This window comes from Ventrimonas faecis, from assembly GCF_040096075.1.
In the GTDB taxonomy this organism is placed as follows: Bacteria; Bacillota; Clostridia; order Lachnospirales; family Lachnospiraceae; genus Brotaphodocola; species Brotaphodocola faecis.
Genome location: NZ_JBBMFJ010000009.1, coordinates 69,033 through 85,325 on the forward strand (window position 1 = coordinate 69,033; position 16,293 = coordinate 85,325).

Below are 16,293 nucleotides of genomic sequence, written 5' to 3' on the forward strand. Positions count from 1 at the left end.
ACAAGTGCTGAGCAAATAATTCCTAGTATTTTACTGGAATATAATTGGTTCCTCCAGATATTCCGTTTTTATGACAATGTACGGGAATGATTTTTCCGTACCTGCCTGCTCCGCAGCCTCCGGTCCCAAAAGCTCCGTGTCCGCCACAATCGCGTTCTCTGTCAGGTAAAGCTCCCTCACAGAAATGCTGTATCCGCCGGTCTCCTGCTCCCCGTAACCCACGACTATGTAAAGATTCTGGTCATCGGTGTAGGTCAGCTTGAAGGGTGCCGCCTTTTTCTCTCCGATCACGTTCTTCAGTTCTTCCGGCAGATCTGCCTCCCCGACTACGGTAAATTCCAGGTCACGCACCTTTTTCAGGTCATCCTTCTCCACGCTGCAGGCCGTCAGAAACCGCACCACAAAGACCCAGGCCAGAAGAGCCAGGATTACCAGCACTTTCCCGCTTTTTTTCTTTCCCATAACAGCCTCCCCGAAAAAATTTGATAGTAATAACCTATTCTTCCAGGGCCGAATGTATGCCTGGACTTATGCTTTTTACTTCCGGTTTCCGGTCTTCACATCTACCTGGTTGCGCATCTTAAGCTTCTCACCAGCCAGATATTTCTCCAGATTTTCCCCGGTAATCCGCACAATGCGCTCGAAGGTCTCCTGCAGATGGAACTTTCCGGCGCTGTGCGGGGTAATGATAGTGCGCGGCGCATCCCACAGCGGGTGGTCTGCCGGAAGCGGCTCCGGTTCCGTTACATCTAAGGCACAGCCTGCCAGGCTTACACCCTCACACAGGACTTTATTTAAAGCGTCGCAGTCCACCGCATCGCCGCGGCCTGCATTGATGAGATAGCTACCCGGCTTCATGAGGCGCAGGCGGCGCTCATCCATGATATGATGGGTAGCCGGGGTGCTCGGCAGAATGAATACCGCGAAATCCACCTTCGGCAGAACCTCATCCAGCTGATCCATCGTGTAAAGCTCATCAATAAAGTCCGGCTTGTCTGCCACATGACGGCGGATGCCGATGACATGGCTGCCCAGCGCCTTCATGCGCTTTGCGTACTCGCTTCCGATATCACCAAGACCTGCTACCAGTGTGGTAGAATTCCAGATGGAGGTTACACTTCCCTCTTCCTTCCACTCATGGTTCATCTGATTCTTCATATATAAATCCATTTTGCGGCAGAGCATCATGGACATGGAAACCATATGCTCAGACACAGACAGGCCATACGCGCCGGTCGCACAGGTCAGAATGGTGTCCGGTCCGATAACACCCGGCTTGCAGTACTGATCAGAACCAGCGGAGTTCAACTGCATCCACTCCAGATGGTCATTCTGTTTCACCAGCTCCGGGCTGATGTTTCCGAAAATGATATCGGCAGCTTTTACTTCCTCTGCAGTGGCAGTTTTGATGGTCGTATAGTGAAACTCACAGCCTGCGCCGATTTTTTCGATATAAGCCTTATGTGCGTCATGGAATGGCATAGCAACTAAGATGTTCTTCATTGGGGGGATCCTCCGTATTGAAATTTTTTCTTTTTCCATTTTAGACCATATGCAGCGAATGCACAAGAAAAAATCTATTGCTTGTTTCGTCAGGACGGGAATGGTAAAATAGAATGACAACGGAATGCAGAACATACGTAACTGTTCAGTACCCTCACAGTTACGATAACACAACGAAAGGAACTTTCATGAAACTTGTAATCGTAAGACACGCTGACCCGGACTACTCCATTGACTCCTTAACTCCGACCGGCTGGAAGGAGGCGGAACTGCTCTCCAACCGACTTGTGCGCATGCCTGCGGATGCCTATTACGTATCTCCACTGGGCCGGGCAAACGATACCGCGTCCCTGACCTTAAAGAAGCTGGGGCGCACCGCCGAAACCTGTGAATGGCTCCGGGAATTTTCCCCGCGCATTGTAAAACCAGGCATGGACCGAAGCACCAGCATCTGGGACTGGCTTCCGGAAATCTGGACGAAGGAACCCCGCTATTATGATCCGGAGGAATGGTATCACACCAATGCCATGCGCTCCGTGAACGCGGAACTGGAATACAAATGGGTCACAAAGGAATTCGACCGGCTTCTGGCCTCCCACGGATATGAGCGGGAAGGCCTGTACTACCGGGCCGTCCGGCCAAACCGGGACACCATCGTGCTGTTCTGCCATTTCGGTGTGGAGTGCGTGCTCTTAAGCCACCTGATGCACGTTTCGCCGATGCCACTGTGGCATGGCCTGTGCGCGGCACCATCCTCCGTCACCACCATTTACACTGAGGAACGGAGACAAGGCATTGCCAGCTTCCGTGTCAGCGCGTTTGGGGATGTTTCCCACCTTTACGCAGCCGGGGAAGAACCTTCCTTTGCGGCACGGTTCTGTGAAACCTGGGATAACGAAGAAGAGCGGCATGACTGAACACGCCGCTCTTTTTATATTTGCTGTTATGGTCCGAATATCTGACGGCTGCTCCTACCCCTAGGAATTTTCCTCCCGGCTGCAGATTGCCACTCTGTGCTGATATTTCTCCCGCGTGGCCATGCCGCCGCGGATATGCCGCTCGGATTTGTTGATGTTCAACACAATCCTTGCCCGGGCCGCTAGCGCCGGATTTATGTATTCCAGACGATCAGCCACGTCCTTGTGCACGGTGGATTTGGAAATTCCAAACTGCTTTGCCGCCTGCCGCACCGTGGCATTGTGGTCTATGATGTAATTGGCAATGGCAACGGCCCGCTCTTCAATATAATCCTTCAAAGGAAAAACCCCTCAGAATTCTTTTTTACAATGTATGAAGAATTCTGAGGGGTTATACCGGTTATCCGATTTTACGCCATACTATATTCCAACATTTCATATGCCACGCGGCAGCCTTCGCTGATTTCTGCCGGAAGCAGCGCCCGTGCCACGCATTTTTCTTCTGCGGACGGATCATCCACGCGCTGCAAATACGCATAATCTCCGTCAATTCTTGCTACGGTGTACTCAACTCTCTCAAACATAGCTTTCTCCTTTCTCGTTACTGTTCACACGTTGTGCTCACTGTAACGCTTTCTCTCCTTTCATTTCCCGGCCAAACAGCCGGTTTAAAATCTGATCCAACAGCATGGTATACACTGCCGCTCCCACATTGGTTCCGATTCTAAGCGCAATCGCTCCGATCAGTCCAAATGCCCCGGACGCAATATAGAGCGCACCGAAGGTATTAAATACAGTCTGCCATGCATAACCGGCAGAATAACCAACACCGATTCCGCCTAAAATTCCCAGATATGGATGCAGGGACTCCGGCAACAGAAAATACAGTGCTGCAAAGACTGTACAGCCCAGAATATTGTACAAACCTCGGGTTTTCGCTCTCGGCTCCATGTCTCCGGAAAATGGCAGGCACACGGACATGCAGGCAATTCCGGCCCACATGGCTCTTGGGAGTCCAAGAAGATTCATGATGAGAAGGGCCGTAGAGACTGTTAATGTCATGCGGATGTACCACCAGTTTCTTGCAGAATGAAAATGGAATTCCCGGAACAGATCCAGAAAGCTCCTGCGGTATGGGCGCAGTCTCTGATTTTTGTAAAATACGGCCATGCAGATGACCATTCCCAAAAGCAATCCCCATACACGTTTTTCGTAATCGGCGCCGCTGACGTCGTAGCCCTTCAGCAGCAGATAGCTCAGAACAAATGTGGAGTGATTCGACATGATCACATTGTGGCAGCCCAGTACCATCAGAATCATGATGAAGGCACAGTTTGCAAAAAACGCGTATCCCGGCGCCAGCATATTGGAAACGCGCGGGCCTGCAATCAGCACGCCAAAGATGAAGCCGATGCAAATGAGGCCGTGGGAGGTGCGAATTCCAAAGTCTGCCTGGCGCAGAACCAGAAGTGCCAGAAGCACCACCACACCTGCTATACTGTTGGCAGAGCCAAACAGCAGACTGAACGCGGTAACCACCGCAAAACAGAACGCGACCACAAGGTAGACCTTTATATTATAAATGAAGATATGCCGTTTCTTTTCTTCTTTATCAGTTGTCCGCCGGATCAGGTTTTTGGAGCCTGCGGAGCTTAACTGTAATTCCTGGTAAAATGTCATAACATCCCTGCCTTTTCTTTGATTATCAGTGAATAACTATATCGTGTACAGAAAAGAATGTCAAATATTTTTGCCATATAGCCGCTTCCGTCGGCCCGGCAGAACAGTTGACATCGTCTTTTTCCTTCTTTATAATCGACTCATACGAAGAAACAGGAGGCTGTTATGGCAAAGAAAAACGCACGCAATACCCGCGGAAAAATTGTAAGTGCCGCATGGAAACTGTTCTATGAACAGGGTTATGAGGATACCACCGTGGAAGAAATCATTGATCTGTCCGGAACTTCCAAAGGCTCTTTTTACCACTATTTTGACGGCAAGGACGCGCTTCTTTCCACCTTAAGCTCCCTGTTTGATGAAAAATATGAAGAGCTGCTGCCGCAGCTGACACCGGAAATGAGTGCCATGGACCAGCTTCTCTTTTTAAACCAGGAACTGTTCCGCATGATTGAAAACAGCATTTCCCTGGATCTTCTGGCAAGGCTTTACTCCACGCAGCTTACCACCAGCGGAGAAAAACATTTGCTGGATCATAACCGGATCTACTATAAGCTTCTTCGAAAGATTATCGCAAAAGGGCAGACTGACGGTGAACTCAGCACCCGTTCCAATGTCAATGAGATGGTGAAGCTTTATGCTTTGTGTGAACGTGCCCTGCTCTATGACTGGTGCCTCTGTTCCGGAGAATACTCTCTGGTAGAATATGCCGGGGAGGTGATGCCCGGATTCTTAAGCAGCTTTCAGCCCTGACCGGCTGGAAGCTGTTTTTCATACCAGAAAACCAGAGTCAGATATGCCGACAGATACATCTTTGAGGATCGTTTTTGACGCACAGAACCTCCGTCTCTAAAAAATACATTTTTTGTATCTATTTTATTTTCTTTTATCGTCTAGTTGTTTTTCCTTATAAAATATAGTTTTAACTGTTATTTCAATTAAATCGTACAGTATTCGTTCTATACTTTATTCTGTATTGTAGTCTATTTTGATCCATGCTATAATCGACCACATCATACAGCTGGTGCTGAAAACCAGCATGGGAATGAGGAGGAAAAATCTATGCTATCAGGACAGATTGGAATCCTGGCAGCCATTGTCATCTATCTGGCAGCAATGGTTTACGTGGGATTCTATTTCAGCAAACAGGGCAGCGGCAATTCCGCTGACGATTTCTACTTAGGCGGCCGGAAACTCGGACCGCTTGTAACCGCCATGAGCGCGGAGGCATCCGATATGAGCAGCTGGCTCTTAATGGGACTGCCGGGCGTGGCTTACCTCTCCGGTATCGCTGACGCAGGCTGGACCGCCATCGGTCTTGGCGTCGGTACCTACTTAAACTGGCTGATTGTAGCCCAGCGGCTGCGCCGTTACTCCGTAGTCTGCAATGCTATCACCATTCCGGATTTCTTTTCCAGAAGATTTCACGATGAAAAGAACATCCTGATGTGTATCGCGGCTATCGTGATTCTGATTTTCTTTATCCCGTACACCGCTTCCGGTTTTAAAGCTATCGGAACTCTGTTCTCCAGCCTGTTCGGCGTTGATTATCATATGACTATGAGCGTGGGTGCCATTGTTATTATAGGTTACACCGTTATGGGCGGATTTCTGGCGGTCTCCACCACCGACCTGATCCAGAGTATCGTCATGACAATTTCCCTGATCGTGATCGTATTCTACGGCATCCATATGGCTGGCGGCTGGGACGAGGTAGTAAACAACGCAACCTCTCTGGCAGGATACCTCTCCATGACGCACATTCATGACCGTGCGACCGGTGATGCAGCACCTTACAGTCTCTTAACCATTGTATCCACCACCGCGTGGGGCCTTGGATATTTTGGCATGCCGCATATCCTGCTCCGTTTCATGGCAATCGAGGATGAGAAAAAGCTGACCCTTTCCCGCCGCATTGCTACCGTATGGGTGCTGATTTCCATGTGCGTGGCTATCTTAATCGGCATCATTGGTTACGCTGCTTCCGTGGCTGGCGCAATTCCGCTCTTTACCCAGAGTTCTGAATCTGAAACCGTCATCATTCAGTTTGCTCATTTGTTAGGACAGCACAATTTCCTGCTTTCCCTGATTGCAGGCGTGGTTCTGGCCGGTATCCTGGCATGCACCATGTCCACCGCAGACTCCCAGCTGTTAACCGCAGCTTCCGGTGTTTCCCAGAACCTGATGCAGGACTTCTTAAAGATTAAAATGAGCACCGCTGCCTCCATGATGGCAGCCCGCCTGACCGTAGTCGGCATTGCCATCGTTAGTATCTTCCTGGCATGGAACCCGGACAGCTCCGTATTCTACATCGTATCCTTCGCATGGGCTGGTTTCGGTGCAGCATTTGGCCCGCTGGTACTTTTCTCCCTGTTCTGGAAGCGCACCAATCTTCAGGGTGCCATTGCCGGAATGGTGGCCGGCGGCGTGATGGTATTCGTATGGAAGTATCTGGTACGCCCAATGGGCGGCACCTGGAATATCTACGAACTGCTTCCGGCATTCGTAGTATCCGCACTGGCTATCGTAATCGTATCCCTGGCAACCAAGGCTCCGTCAGAGGAGATCTGCAGAGAATTTGATTCTGTGGGGAAATAAAAATTGAACTAAGTCGCTGCGCGACGGCCTGCCAAGGTTGTTGCGCAGCTTTTTCTTTCTCAAATAAAAAAGCAGTGACAAGATGGCTTAAGATTGGAGATTGGACAGCGGCGGGACTTAAACATGTTGTAATGACTTAATCGGTGTAGTAATTACGGCAAATGTTGACAAGCAGTCGTAAGGCGAATACAATAAATATATTCGAGCAAAATTATCGAAAGATAGCGACGCAAAGCTATAGAGCCTGTAAAATGGCAGCCAGTTGCACGTTAGCATTGCTGGAGAAGGCAGTGCTGTTTTTTTTTGGGGGGAGAAGATTTAAAACAAATCGATGTAACGCCATCAGAAATTTACTGGAAGATGAGCTTATCTGAACAATGAGCTAGGGGGAAACGCGATAGGAAAGCTGACTGGTGCAATTCAATCTGGTAAAGTCTTGGTAATATCATAGGATACAGAGCAACCAAAAGATGAACGTTTGACAACAGGTATGTATAAAAATGGTAAATAATGAAACTATTCTAACCGCTACACAAAAGTGTTTCAAGTCAGGAGAAAATAATGGTTGAACAATCATCAGGAACTTACATAATCAACAAAGATTATGATATCGTGACATTTAATCAGACTGCGCTAGATTTATATCCATCATTAAAGAAAGGTGAGAAATGCTACAAGTGTCTGATGAATCTGGATACACCTTGTCCACCGTGTCCGGTAGCTAATCGAATTAAGGGACCAAAAACCTATTTTGACCCAATTCGGAAAATATATGAAACCGTTGATGCAGTACCGGTCCTTGCAGAAGATGGCAGTGAAAATTATGCGTTAGTTTTTAGTACGGTGGGAGAAAAGGAACGCTATGCCAAACAGTTACCAAATACGGAATCAGAGTTTAATGCCTTGTATGACCAGGAATATTATGACAAATTAACGGGAGGTTTCAGCAAAAAAGGTTTTATTCGAAAGGTGGAGGCTATTTTGAAAGATGCCGCGCCAAAGGATAACTTTGTGCTCACTTATTATAATATCCAAAACTTTAAATCCATCAACGGGATTTTTGGTTTTGCAGCAGGGGATGTATTGCTTTGCCAGGAATATCTGGAAATTGAGCAAAATTCAAAGCCATTGGCACTATCACGCATACATAATGATATTTTTGTGTGTTTTTATAAACAAAAGGACTTTAACCCAGCGCAGCTTACAGAATATAGCATTCATACATGGTCATACAATGGAAAAACGATGCCAATCCATATATTACACGGAATCTATTATGTGGAAGACAAATCCATGTCTGTATCCGGAATGATTGACCGTGCTGCTCTTGCCAGCAATCATATTGTAAACGCTTATGTAAAGCCCTATGCTATCTTTGATGAGGTAATGAGGAAAGAATATATCGACCACTCCCAGATTCTGTTTGAATATGCTCAGGCCATCGAGCATGGAGAGATTGAGGTTTATTATCAGCCGATCGTGGATACAATTACGCAAACAGTGGTTGCAGCTGAAGCATTGGTCCGCTGGAATCATCCGGAACATGGTTTTATTCGCCCTGATATCTTTGTACCTGTTTTAGAAAAGCATGGCCATATTACCCAACTGGATCAATATGTGTTAGAAATGGTGTCGCAAAAACTATTGGAACGTTCGCAGAAGAATCAGATAATTGTACCTGTAGCAATCAACTTATCCTGGATGGACTTATATGATGAGAAGATGCGTTATGCGATTTTGCAAAAGATAAACCATTCATCTGTATTAAAAAAGCATTTGCGTTTTGAGACTACAGAAACTGCGTTTAATACGATGGAGAATCTGTGCAAAGATTACCTTGATGAAATCCGAAAGAGCGGCTGCAAAATTGTATTGGATGATTTTGGGAGTGGCTATTCATCATTCAGCATGATTCAAAACTTTCGATTTGACATATTAAAGCTTGATATGGGATTTATTAAGAAAATCGAATTAAATCTGGATACACGCAGCATTGTTCGAGCGATTATTGCAATGTGCCATGAAATGAGTATTCAGGTTGTTGCCGAAGGAGTAGAAACCGAAACAGAGTATGAATTTTTGCAAGTACATGGATGCGACTATATTCAAGGCTACTATTTTGCCAGACCCATGCCGGAAGCGGATTTTTATCAATATCTGGAGGAACAAAAGAAAAGTATAAAAAAAAGAGAAACATACCTGCATCTTTTCAGCGAGGAAGAGCAGAAAAAACCGATTGCAACCTCTGAAAAAGAACAGGATCTTTTGGCAGCCATTTTGGACAGAACCGAATATTTTATACAGGTTTGTGAACCGGATACCATGGAAATAGTTTACGCCAACCAGGCCACTCGGGCAATCTCTGGAAAACCAGATGAGAGTTATGTCGGGCAGAAATGCTATCAATACATGATGGGAGCGGACAAAATGTGTGCTCACTGTCCCATGTGGCTGATGCATGGTGAAAACCGACGCCAGCTAGAAGTGGATGACGGAAACTATATTTTTTCTCTAACGGCTCAATATTTCAACTGGAACGGAAAGCGTTATTTTATGGAAATGGGTCGTGATGTTACAAAACAGAAAATGATGGAGAGAAAATACGATTCGCAAATACTGGCAATTCTCAAATCTATGCCGGAGAAACAAGGGGTGTTCCACATGAATGTGACTCTGGATGAATGTCTTAGTTCTACAGGAATGGCACAAAATGCCCGCAATCTTCAAAATATTCAGAGTGTGGATACGCTCATCCGGCAAATTTCTTTGTTTGTGCCAGACAAAGAAAAACAAGAAAACTTTTTCAAGACATTTTGTCGCGATGCACTTTTAAAGGCTCACGAAGAAGGCAAAAGAGAAATTAGCCTGGAAACATTGTCATACTACGATGACAAGAGTATACGTTGGTCCAGAATTACGGTTCATCTCCTGGAGAATCCGAAAACCAAGCATTTGGAAGCCGTTCTATATGGAATGGACATTTCAAAGGAAAAAGAAAATGATAATCAAATGAATCTAGTGAAACAGGAACTTCAGACGATGACAGACAAATATAATCAGGCTGATTATGAAAGTCGCAGGGATTTCCTTACAGGTCTTCTTAATCGCAAATCTCTATTTGACTATCTTAAAAATGCATTGGCAGATAAAGCTATTCATCCTACTACAATGTATATGATAGATGTGGATAATTTTAAGAAGTACAATGATACGAATGGACATGAGGCCGGAGATGAGTGTTTGCGTAAGATTTCTTATGCCTTAAAAGAGTATGGGAAGGAACAGAATATCTGCTTCTTTCGGTATGGAGGCGAAGAAATTCTGGGTATTTCAGAGGGAGCAAAAGAATTGGCTGCACATCAGGCACTCGAAATGTTAAATACCATTCGAAATCTATGTATCGGAAGAAACGATAGCTTTGATAATGTTACTGTTAGTATTGGATATACAACAGATAATTCCCGGTACGAAAAAATGATCGATAAGGCAGATCAGGCAATGTATTTTGCAAAGTCAAACGGAAAAAATCAAGTAGTTTGCTATGAGAAATTATGATGTATTACGTCTCGTTACTGGGGGGATAAATCCAGTGACGAGACGTTTTTGACAGAAGTTCGTAAGATCGAGTTTGCTTGATCGTAAAGTCCCCCCATCATTCCCCGGTCACTTTTTTGTAAATAACATCCTTATTGCGCAAATAGTTTTCGACAACATATACGGATTACAGATATGTTTTTCTTTTGCAATCTATCGTGAAATACGGCAGTTTTAATTTCTCCAGCAACTGGATGGATGCTGTATTTTCTTTTGCCACCCGGGCGCATACCGGGCAGGCAAGTTCTTCTTTGGCATAATTTAAAATGGCACGGCAGGCTTCTTCTGCATAACCTTGGCGGCGGTAGGGGCGAAAGATGTGGTAGCCGAGTTCCAGATATTCTGCAGATTCTTCTGTTGGTATTGTTTTGTTGCCGAATTCACCATGCTCTGATTCTTCCAGATTCGTCACCCCGGCTTTTCCCACGATCACATCATCTGCTTTCCGCACCACCGCCCAGATTCCGTACTCATAGAAGCGGTACTGACTTTTGATGTAGGATTCCAGTTTGTCTTTGTCATAAAAAACCCGGTCTGCAGTGCGCTCTTCTTCTGTGTACCAGACATCTGGTTCTTCTGGCATCTGCGCGATGTCATCCAGAGTAAATTCCCGGATGATCAGACGGTCGGTCTCGGCAATGATCCATGGGAGGCCGATGTGACGGCGCACGATGCGCTCTAAGTATTCCGGGCAAATGGCATCCGGGGCAGCGAGATACTCGGCGTCCCAGAGAGTTTCCTGTTCCGGATTTTCGGTATATAACGCAACAAAAACTCTCCCCACTGCTTTCGCAGCAAGGAGAGCCTCTCGTTCGTCAGAAACCACCACCGGATATGCGTTATTTTCTACCCAAACTGTATAGTTCTGAACCATATATTCTTTTCCTCTGAATTAGCACTTCTCCGGCTCGTCGTACTCTTCGCCGAAGGTATCTACGGTCATGCTCTTGATTTTCTGCTCTTTGAGCGGTCTGTCGCTGTAGTCGGTGCGGGTCTCGGCAATCTTGTTTACTACGTCCATACCGTCAACAACCATACCGAATGCTGCGTATGCGCCGTCTAAGTGCGGAGCGTCTTTGTGCATGATGAAGAACTGGGAACCTGCGGAGTTTGGCATCATGGAACGTGCCATGGAAAGAACGCCTGCGGTGTGCTTTAAGTCGTTCTGGAAACCGTTCTGACTGAACTCACCCTTGATGGAGTAGCCCGGGCCGCCCATGCCGTTGCCGTTCGGGCATCCGCCCTGAATCATGAAGCCTTTGATGACTCTGTGGAAAATAAGGCCGTCATAGTAGCCCCTCTTTGCCAGGCTGATAAAGTTCTTTACCGTGTTCGGAGCAACCTCCGGATATAATTCTGCGCGGATCACGCCGCCGTCTTCCATGGTAATGGTAATCTCTGGATTTTTCATGGATCAAATCTCCCTTCGTGTGGTGCGTCTCGTATTACAACTCAAACGCTAAGATGAAAAACATTATATCATACATTCCCCTGATACGCAAACATCCAAGTCATGCAGCATCTCAAAACATTCTTATTTTCTAATCTGCTAAATGCAGCATCTCAATCAGGAAGATCCAGGTCAGTCCGTAGTAAGACACAACGGCTACCAGGTCGTTCACGGTCGTAATGAGCGGACCGGACGCAACCGCTGGGTCTACGCCAAACTTTTTAAACAGAATCGGAATCACCGTACCGGAAATACTGGAAATGATCATTGCAAGAAGCAATGCCACTCCAATGCAGGCGGATACGGAAAAACCGAAAAACGGGGTCATGCCCTTTGCAAAAACAACGTACGCGCCGATACATATAAAGGAAAGAATTCCAAGGATCATACCATTGCACATACCAACTCTTGCCTCTTTGAATACCAGGCCGAGCTTCTGCTTGCCGTCCAGGTTCTCGTCCATCAGCACACGGATGGTAACTGCCAGAGACTGGGTACCAACGTTTCCGGCCATGTCCAGGATCAGGGACTGGAAGCAGATGACAATGGTAAGCTGGGCCACCACGCCCTCAAACAGTCCTACCACACTGGAAACCACCAGGCCAAGGCCCAACAGGATGATCAGCCACGGCAGACGCTTATGCACACTCTGGCGGATCGGCTCGTTTAATTCCTCCTCAGAAGCAAGACCTGCTAACTTTGCGTAATCATCGCCCATCTCATCATCTACAACCTGGATGATATCCTGGGATGTGATGACACCGATGATCTTGTTGTTCTCATCCAGTACCGGAATGGAATCCTCGGAATAATCCTTCATCCGCTCGATACAGTCTTCAATCATCTCACGGGCGTACACATACGGGTAAGACTCCATGATGATGTCGTCCAGCTTGCTGCCCTCCCGGGCAATAATGAGGTCTTTTAAATCAATGGCACCACAGAAGGTGTGGTTGTCATCGGTTACATACAGCGTGGAGATGTTGTCATTCTCCGCCGCCTGGTCAATCAGTTCCCGCATGGCTTCACGGATGCTGATACCGGCTTTGATTTCAATAAAGTTCATGCTCATGCGGCTTCCGATCTCATCTTCATCGAAAGACTCCAGCATGGCAATGTCGCGCTTGGACTCGTTGTCAATAAGGTCGATGAGCATGTTGCGCTCCGGCTTGTCCAGACGCTTTAACAGCGCTGCCGCCTGATCAACCTCCATGCAGGAAAGAACTTCAACCTTCTTTCTTGCGTTCAGTTCCTCAAAATAAATCTCTGCGTTATCCAGATATTCAAAAATATCGGAAAGCTGCTCTGCATCTAAGATGCGGTACAGCCGCTCTCTCTCATCTCTTGTCAGCACCTCGAAGGAGGATGCGATATCGTTCTCATGGTAGTCGGAAATGCGATCCTTTAACACCCGCGGGGATACATTGCTCCGCATGATCTGCTCCAGTTCCGTCTGGTAGTCACGAACCTGAACTGCGGTATCTTTTCCGTCGTTCTCTCTCATCTTTTCCATGTCTGCCCCTTTCTCTGCCTGAGTTCCGGTTTTCACCTTCTGCCCGGCAGTTTGCTCTCACGGCTGTCACCCGTGGACAGGGCATTTTTGATCTGCGCAAACCTGCTGCCTGCAGTTTTTGCTTTCTTCCCAGTCTTTGCAGATTCTTAACGCATAGCACAGCATATCAGCTGACCAGAATCTCAAAAGCAAAATCTATGCAGCAAAACATCTGCCTGAAACTGTCTTTTCCGTTTCCGCAAATAAAAAATGCCATCACCAGTTTCACTGTAAACGGGCAATGGCAGACACACAGAGAAATAACACTGCAATCCTGACAACACAGAAACCACAGCAAATCAGCCTGATCCGGATGCCAGCCGCTCCGGCATCACCAATCAGACATTCTTTCTATTTCCTGATTCTATCGTGTGAGATGACAGACAGCGGATTCAGACAGGCTGCCGGTCTTCTTCTCTCTTCCATTGCCGCTCATTCGCTTATAACTGTCCGCGACGTCCATCATCTCACCTCCTTATATATGCACGATCGTAACTGTGAGGATACTGAACAGTTACGCACGATCAATAATTTCCTCTACAACTATACTACACGGTTTTTTTATCGTCAACCACCCAATTTCTTCAACTGATAAATTTTTCACCACTTTTACTTCCATTTTTCACAGAATTTGCTTTTCTGGCAAACAAAAACCCCAGAGATTCACACCTCTGAGGTTTTCACTTACGACACTCCTTTTACAGTCCAGTTGTACGTCTCCCACGCCTGGTTCAAATTCACTACCGCGGTCTCCCTTGCTTCCAGCGCGCTGTAGTAATCCGCCACGCCCTGCAGGTAATCGCTCTGGCTCAGCATTCCGGCCTGCTGCTTTTTCTGCAGGGAAGAATAGGTAATAGCCGCGCTCTGATAAGCGTCCTCGGCTCCCTCATACTGGAGCTTTGTGGCCTTTAACTGCTCGTAGAGGCTCTGCATCTGGGAACGGACATTTCCTTCTGCCTGGGTTTCCTGGTCAGATTTCACAGATATTTCTGTTGCGGTTCCCGCGCTCTGATGACGGGCATTCTGCACACTGGCACTGTTGCCGACTGCCTGTTCCACATCCGCATTGAAATCGACTGCATCAATGGCGGCAAGATCCGGAAGCGGTACGCTTCCAATGCTGATGTCCGCGCTGGTATCCAGTCCCAATGCAGAAAGCAGATTGAAGCGGGCATTCGATGCCTGCTGCCGGTAAGATTCATACCGGTTCTTTGCGCTGTTCATGGTGTCGGCTGCCGCCATCACATCGGCTGCCGTGGCCATGCCCGCGCTCTGCTTTTTCAGGGTCGCCTGATAGCTGCTCTGGGCCGCCTGGTAGTTTTTCTCCTCGGCCTGAGCCTTGGTTGTCATCTGATCATAAGTGCGCATGAGGCTCTGGGCTGTCAGCACATAGCCGTCGATCGTCTTCTGGCGGCTGGTGGTCTGGGTTTTGGATTCCTGGGCTTCCAGCTGTTTCGTAATCTGGGAAATGGACATGTTCAGCATGGATGCGTTCATTTTGTAAGTCGCCTTTGCCTCTGCGTCATCGTCATATTTTTCCTGCATGAGTTTCATGTAGTCCCGCTCATCTTCCAGCGTTTTCAGCATGTTCTCGTAGGTTTCCTTATTGCTGGTGTAATTATCCAGGGCATTTTTCAGGTTACGGTTATTCTGCACCAGCTGTTCCAGATTGTCATACTCCACAGAGGTTACGGATGCGGCCGCCTCCGTTGTTTCCGCCATCACCGGAAACGCAGCGGACGGCAGCATCTGCGTACCAACTGCCAGAAAAAGAGCCAGTGCAAGCCCCATCTGTTTCTTCATCGCAACGCACTCCTTTCCTTACTCTGCGGATGCCAGTCCGTTCACGGCCCAGTCATAATCATTCATGGCCTGTAACAGGGACAGCTTCTGGGTCTGAGCCGTCACCTGGGTCGTGGTATAAGAAGCCTTCTGGCTCTCATAGGTGTTCTTTGTAATGTTTCCCGCTGCCAGCTTTGCATCGGCAGACTTCATGGAAACCTCCTGCAGCGCCAGCGCGGACTGGGCCTGCTCATAATTTGACTGGGCCAGAAGCAGGGAATCATAAGCGGATTTCACACTGTTGGAAATGGTCTCCCTCTGATTCTTTTCCGTCTCGGTCAGCTTCTCCTTTACGCTGTCTGTTCTGGCGTTGGTGAGCTGTTTTTTCGTCAGGCGGTAGGCGTAACTGTTCTCCAGAGCCGTCTGAATATCCGCATTCACATCAATGGCCGCGATCTTACTCTGGTCCGGCTCTGCAAGCTCCGCGATCTCCACATCCGCGCCGTAGCCCCAGCCTAACATCAGGCACAGACTCTCCTTTGTGGAGGCCAGATTACTCTCGGCAGTCACCAGCGCTGCCTCCGCGCTGGACACGGATTCCTTTGCGCTTAAAACCTTGGACTGGGTAGACATCCCTGCTGCCAGGCGGTTCTGCTCAGACTGGTACGAAAGCTTTGCCTGCTCAATGCGGGCCTTCTGACTGTCCAGGTTATAGTACTGGGTCCAGTAGGTGATCATAAGCCCCTGTGCCTGCTTGGCCAGCTTCGCCTCGGCCTGATCGTACTGGATCCGCATGGTAGCCTGGTCATCGGTGTTTTCATCTCCCTGCTCCATCAGGCTTTTGGCCTGCTGTTCATTACGCAGTGCCGCTGCCACACCACTTCCGTAGTTGGCATCGTCTGAGTCCGGGTAGCTGATATTCGAATAGATCTCATTGGCCTTATCGTAATAATCCTGGGCCACATCATCCCGGTTCTTGGTCAGATAATCCTTGTAGCTGATCTCGTTCTGGACCACAGTCGGATTGTACTCATGAACCAGATCTGAAATTTCATCAAACTCCAGCTTATTATCGCGGAGTGTCGCCCATTTTTCTGCTGAATAGGCAAATTCCGGGCTTCTCTGGGCAAATGCCTGAAATGGCATTGCCGTAATGGCGCCGGCGGCAAGCACTGCGCCTGCCAGCCGTTTTGCACGTTTCCGGATCATTTTTCATCTCC

At 47.7% G+C, this 16,293-nt stretch carries 14 protein-coding genes and 1 riboswitch; of the genes, 4 read left to right on the forward strand and 10 right to left on the reverse strand.

The genetic code is table 11. The features are described from left to right. Positions 1–30: 30 nt before the first annotated feature. Entirely contained in the window at positions 31–462 is a 432-nt protein-coding gene (locus tag WMO41_RS06245; protein ID WP_177292256.1) for a protease complex subunit PrcB family protein, read from the reverse strand. Positions 463–537: 75 nt separating this feature from the next. Beyond that, positions 538–1,503 (reverse strand): D-2-hydroxyacid dehydrogenase, encoded by a 966-nt coding sequence (locus WMO41_RS06250; RefSeq protein ID WP_349228998.1) that lies wholly within the window; start codon positions 1,501–1,503, stop codon positions 538–540. A 188-nt stretch (positions 1,504–1,691) separates the two neighbouring features. Between WMO41_RS06250 and WMO41_RS06255 the strand changes: the two genes are divergently transcribed. Further along, entirely contained in the window at positions 1,692–2,420 is a 729-nt protein-coding gene (locus WMO41_RS06255; protein WP_349228999.1) for a histidine phosphatase family protein, read from the forward strand. 60 nt (positions 2,421–2,480) lie between these two features. On the opposite strand, the gene spoIIID is transcribed toward WMO41_RS06255, so the two are convergent. The 3 genes from spoIIID to WMO41_RS06270 form a co-directional block, all read right to left on the reverse strand. Beyond that, the gene (spoIIID, locus tag WMO41_RS06260; RefSeq protein WP_177292259.1) at positions 2,481–2,759 is read right to left on the reverse strand and encodes a sporulation transcriptional regulator SpoIIID; all 279 of its coding nucleotides are present in this window, start codon (positions 2,757–2,759) and stop codon (positions 2,481–2,483) included. Between the two features lie 71 nt (positions 2,760–2,830). Beyond that, on the reverse strand, positions 2,831–3,004 hold the full coding sequence (locus tag WMO41_RS06265; protein ID WP_118533521.1) for a chorismate--pyruvate lyase: 174 nt from the start codon (positions 3,002–3,004) through the stop codon (positions 2,831–2,833). A gap of 37 nt (positions 3,005–3,041) precedes the next feature. Then, complete coding sequence (locus tag WMO41_RS06270) at positions 3,042–4,100, reverse strand: FUSC family protein (protein ID WP_349229000.1); 1,059 nt, start codon at positions 4,098–4,100, stop codon at positions 3,042–3,044. Positions 4,101–4,265: 165 nt separating this feature from the next. On the opposite strand from WMO41_RS06270, the gene WMO41_RS06275 reads away from it, so the two are divergent. The 3 genes from WMO41_RS06275 (at position 4,266) to WMO41_RS06285 (ending at position 10,250) form a co-directional block, all read left to right on the forward strand. Beyond that, positions 4,266–4,850, forward strand: coding sequence for a TetR/AcrR family transcriptional regulator (locus WMO41_RS06275; RefSeq protein ID WP_349229001.1), 585 nt, complete (start codon positions 4,266–4,268; stop codon positions 4,848–4,850). A gap of 309 nt (positions 4,851–5,159) precedes the next feature. Further along, positions 5,160–6,695, forward strand: a complete 1,536-nt coding sequence (locus tag WMO41_RS06280) for a sodium/proline symporter (RefSeq protein WP_349229002.1) — start codon at positions 5,160–5,162, stop codon at positions 6,693–6,695. 194 nt (positions 6,696–6,889) lie between these two features. After that, a riboswitch (cyclic di-GMP riboswitch) is annotated at positions 6,890–6,965 on the forward strand. Positions 6,966–7,256: 291 nt separating this feature from the next. Further along, a complete protein-coding gene (locus tag WMO41_RS06285) occupies positions 7,257–10,250 on the forward strand; it encodes an EAL domain-containing protein (RefSeq protein WP_349229003.1) in 2,994 nt (997 codons plus the stop codon). A 166-nt stretch (positions 10,251–10,416) separates the two neighbouring features. On the opposite strand, the gene WMO41_RS06290 is transcribed toward WMO41_RS06285, so the two are convergent. From WMO41_RS06290 to WMO41_RS06310, 5 genes are all read right to left on the reverse strand, one after another. Beyond that, positions 10,417–11,163, reverse strand: a complete 747-nt coding sequence (locus tag WMO41_RS06290) for a GNAT family N-acetyltransferase (protein ID WP_349229004.1) — start codon at positions 11,161–11,163, stop codon at positions 10,417–10,419. Between the two features lie 18 nt (positions 11,164–11,181). Continuing rightward, entirely contained in the window at positions 11,182–11,700 is a 519-nt protein-coding gene (locus tag WMO41_RS06295; RefSeq protein ID WP_349229005.1) for a peptidylprolyl isomerase, read from the reverse strand. A 130-nt stretch (positions 11,701–11,830) separates the two neighbouring features. Further along, positions 11,831–13,252 (reverse strand): magnesium transporter, encoded by a 1,422-nt coding sequence (mgtE, locus tag WMO41_RS06300; protein WP_349229006.1) that lies wholly within the window; start codon positions 13,250–13,252, stop codon positions 11,831–11,833. A gap of 723 nt (positions 13,253–13,975) precedes the next feature. Then, on the reverse strand, positions 13,976–15,094 hold the full coding sequence (locus tag WMO41_RS06305; protein WP_349229007.1) for an HlyD family secretion protein: 1,119 nt from the start codon (positions 15,092–15,094) through the stop codon (positions 13,976–13,978). A gap of 18 nt (positions 15,095–15,112) precedes the next feature. After that, complete coding sequence (locus WMO41_RS06310; protein ID WP_349229008.1) at positions 15,113–16,282, reverse strand: TolC family protein; 1,170 nt, start codon at positions 16,280–16,282, stop codon at positions 15,113–15,115. Positions 16,283–16,293: the final 11 nt, after the last annotated feature.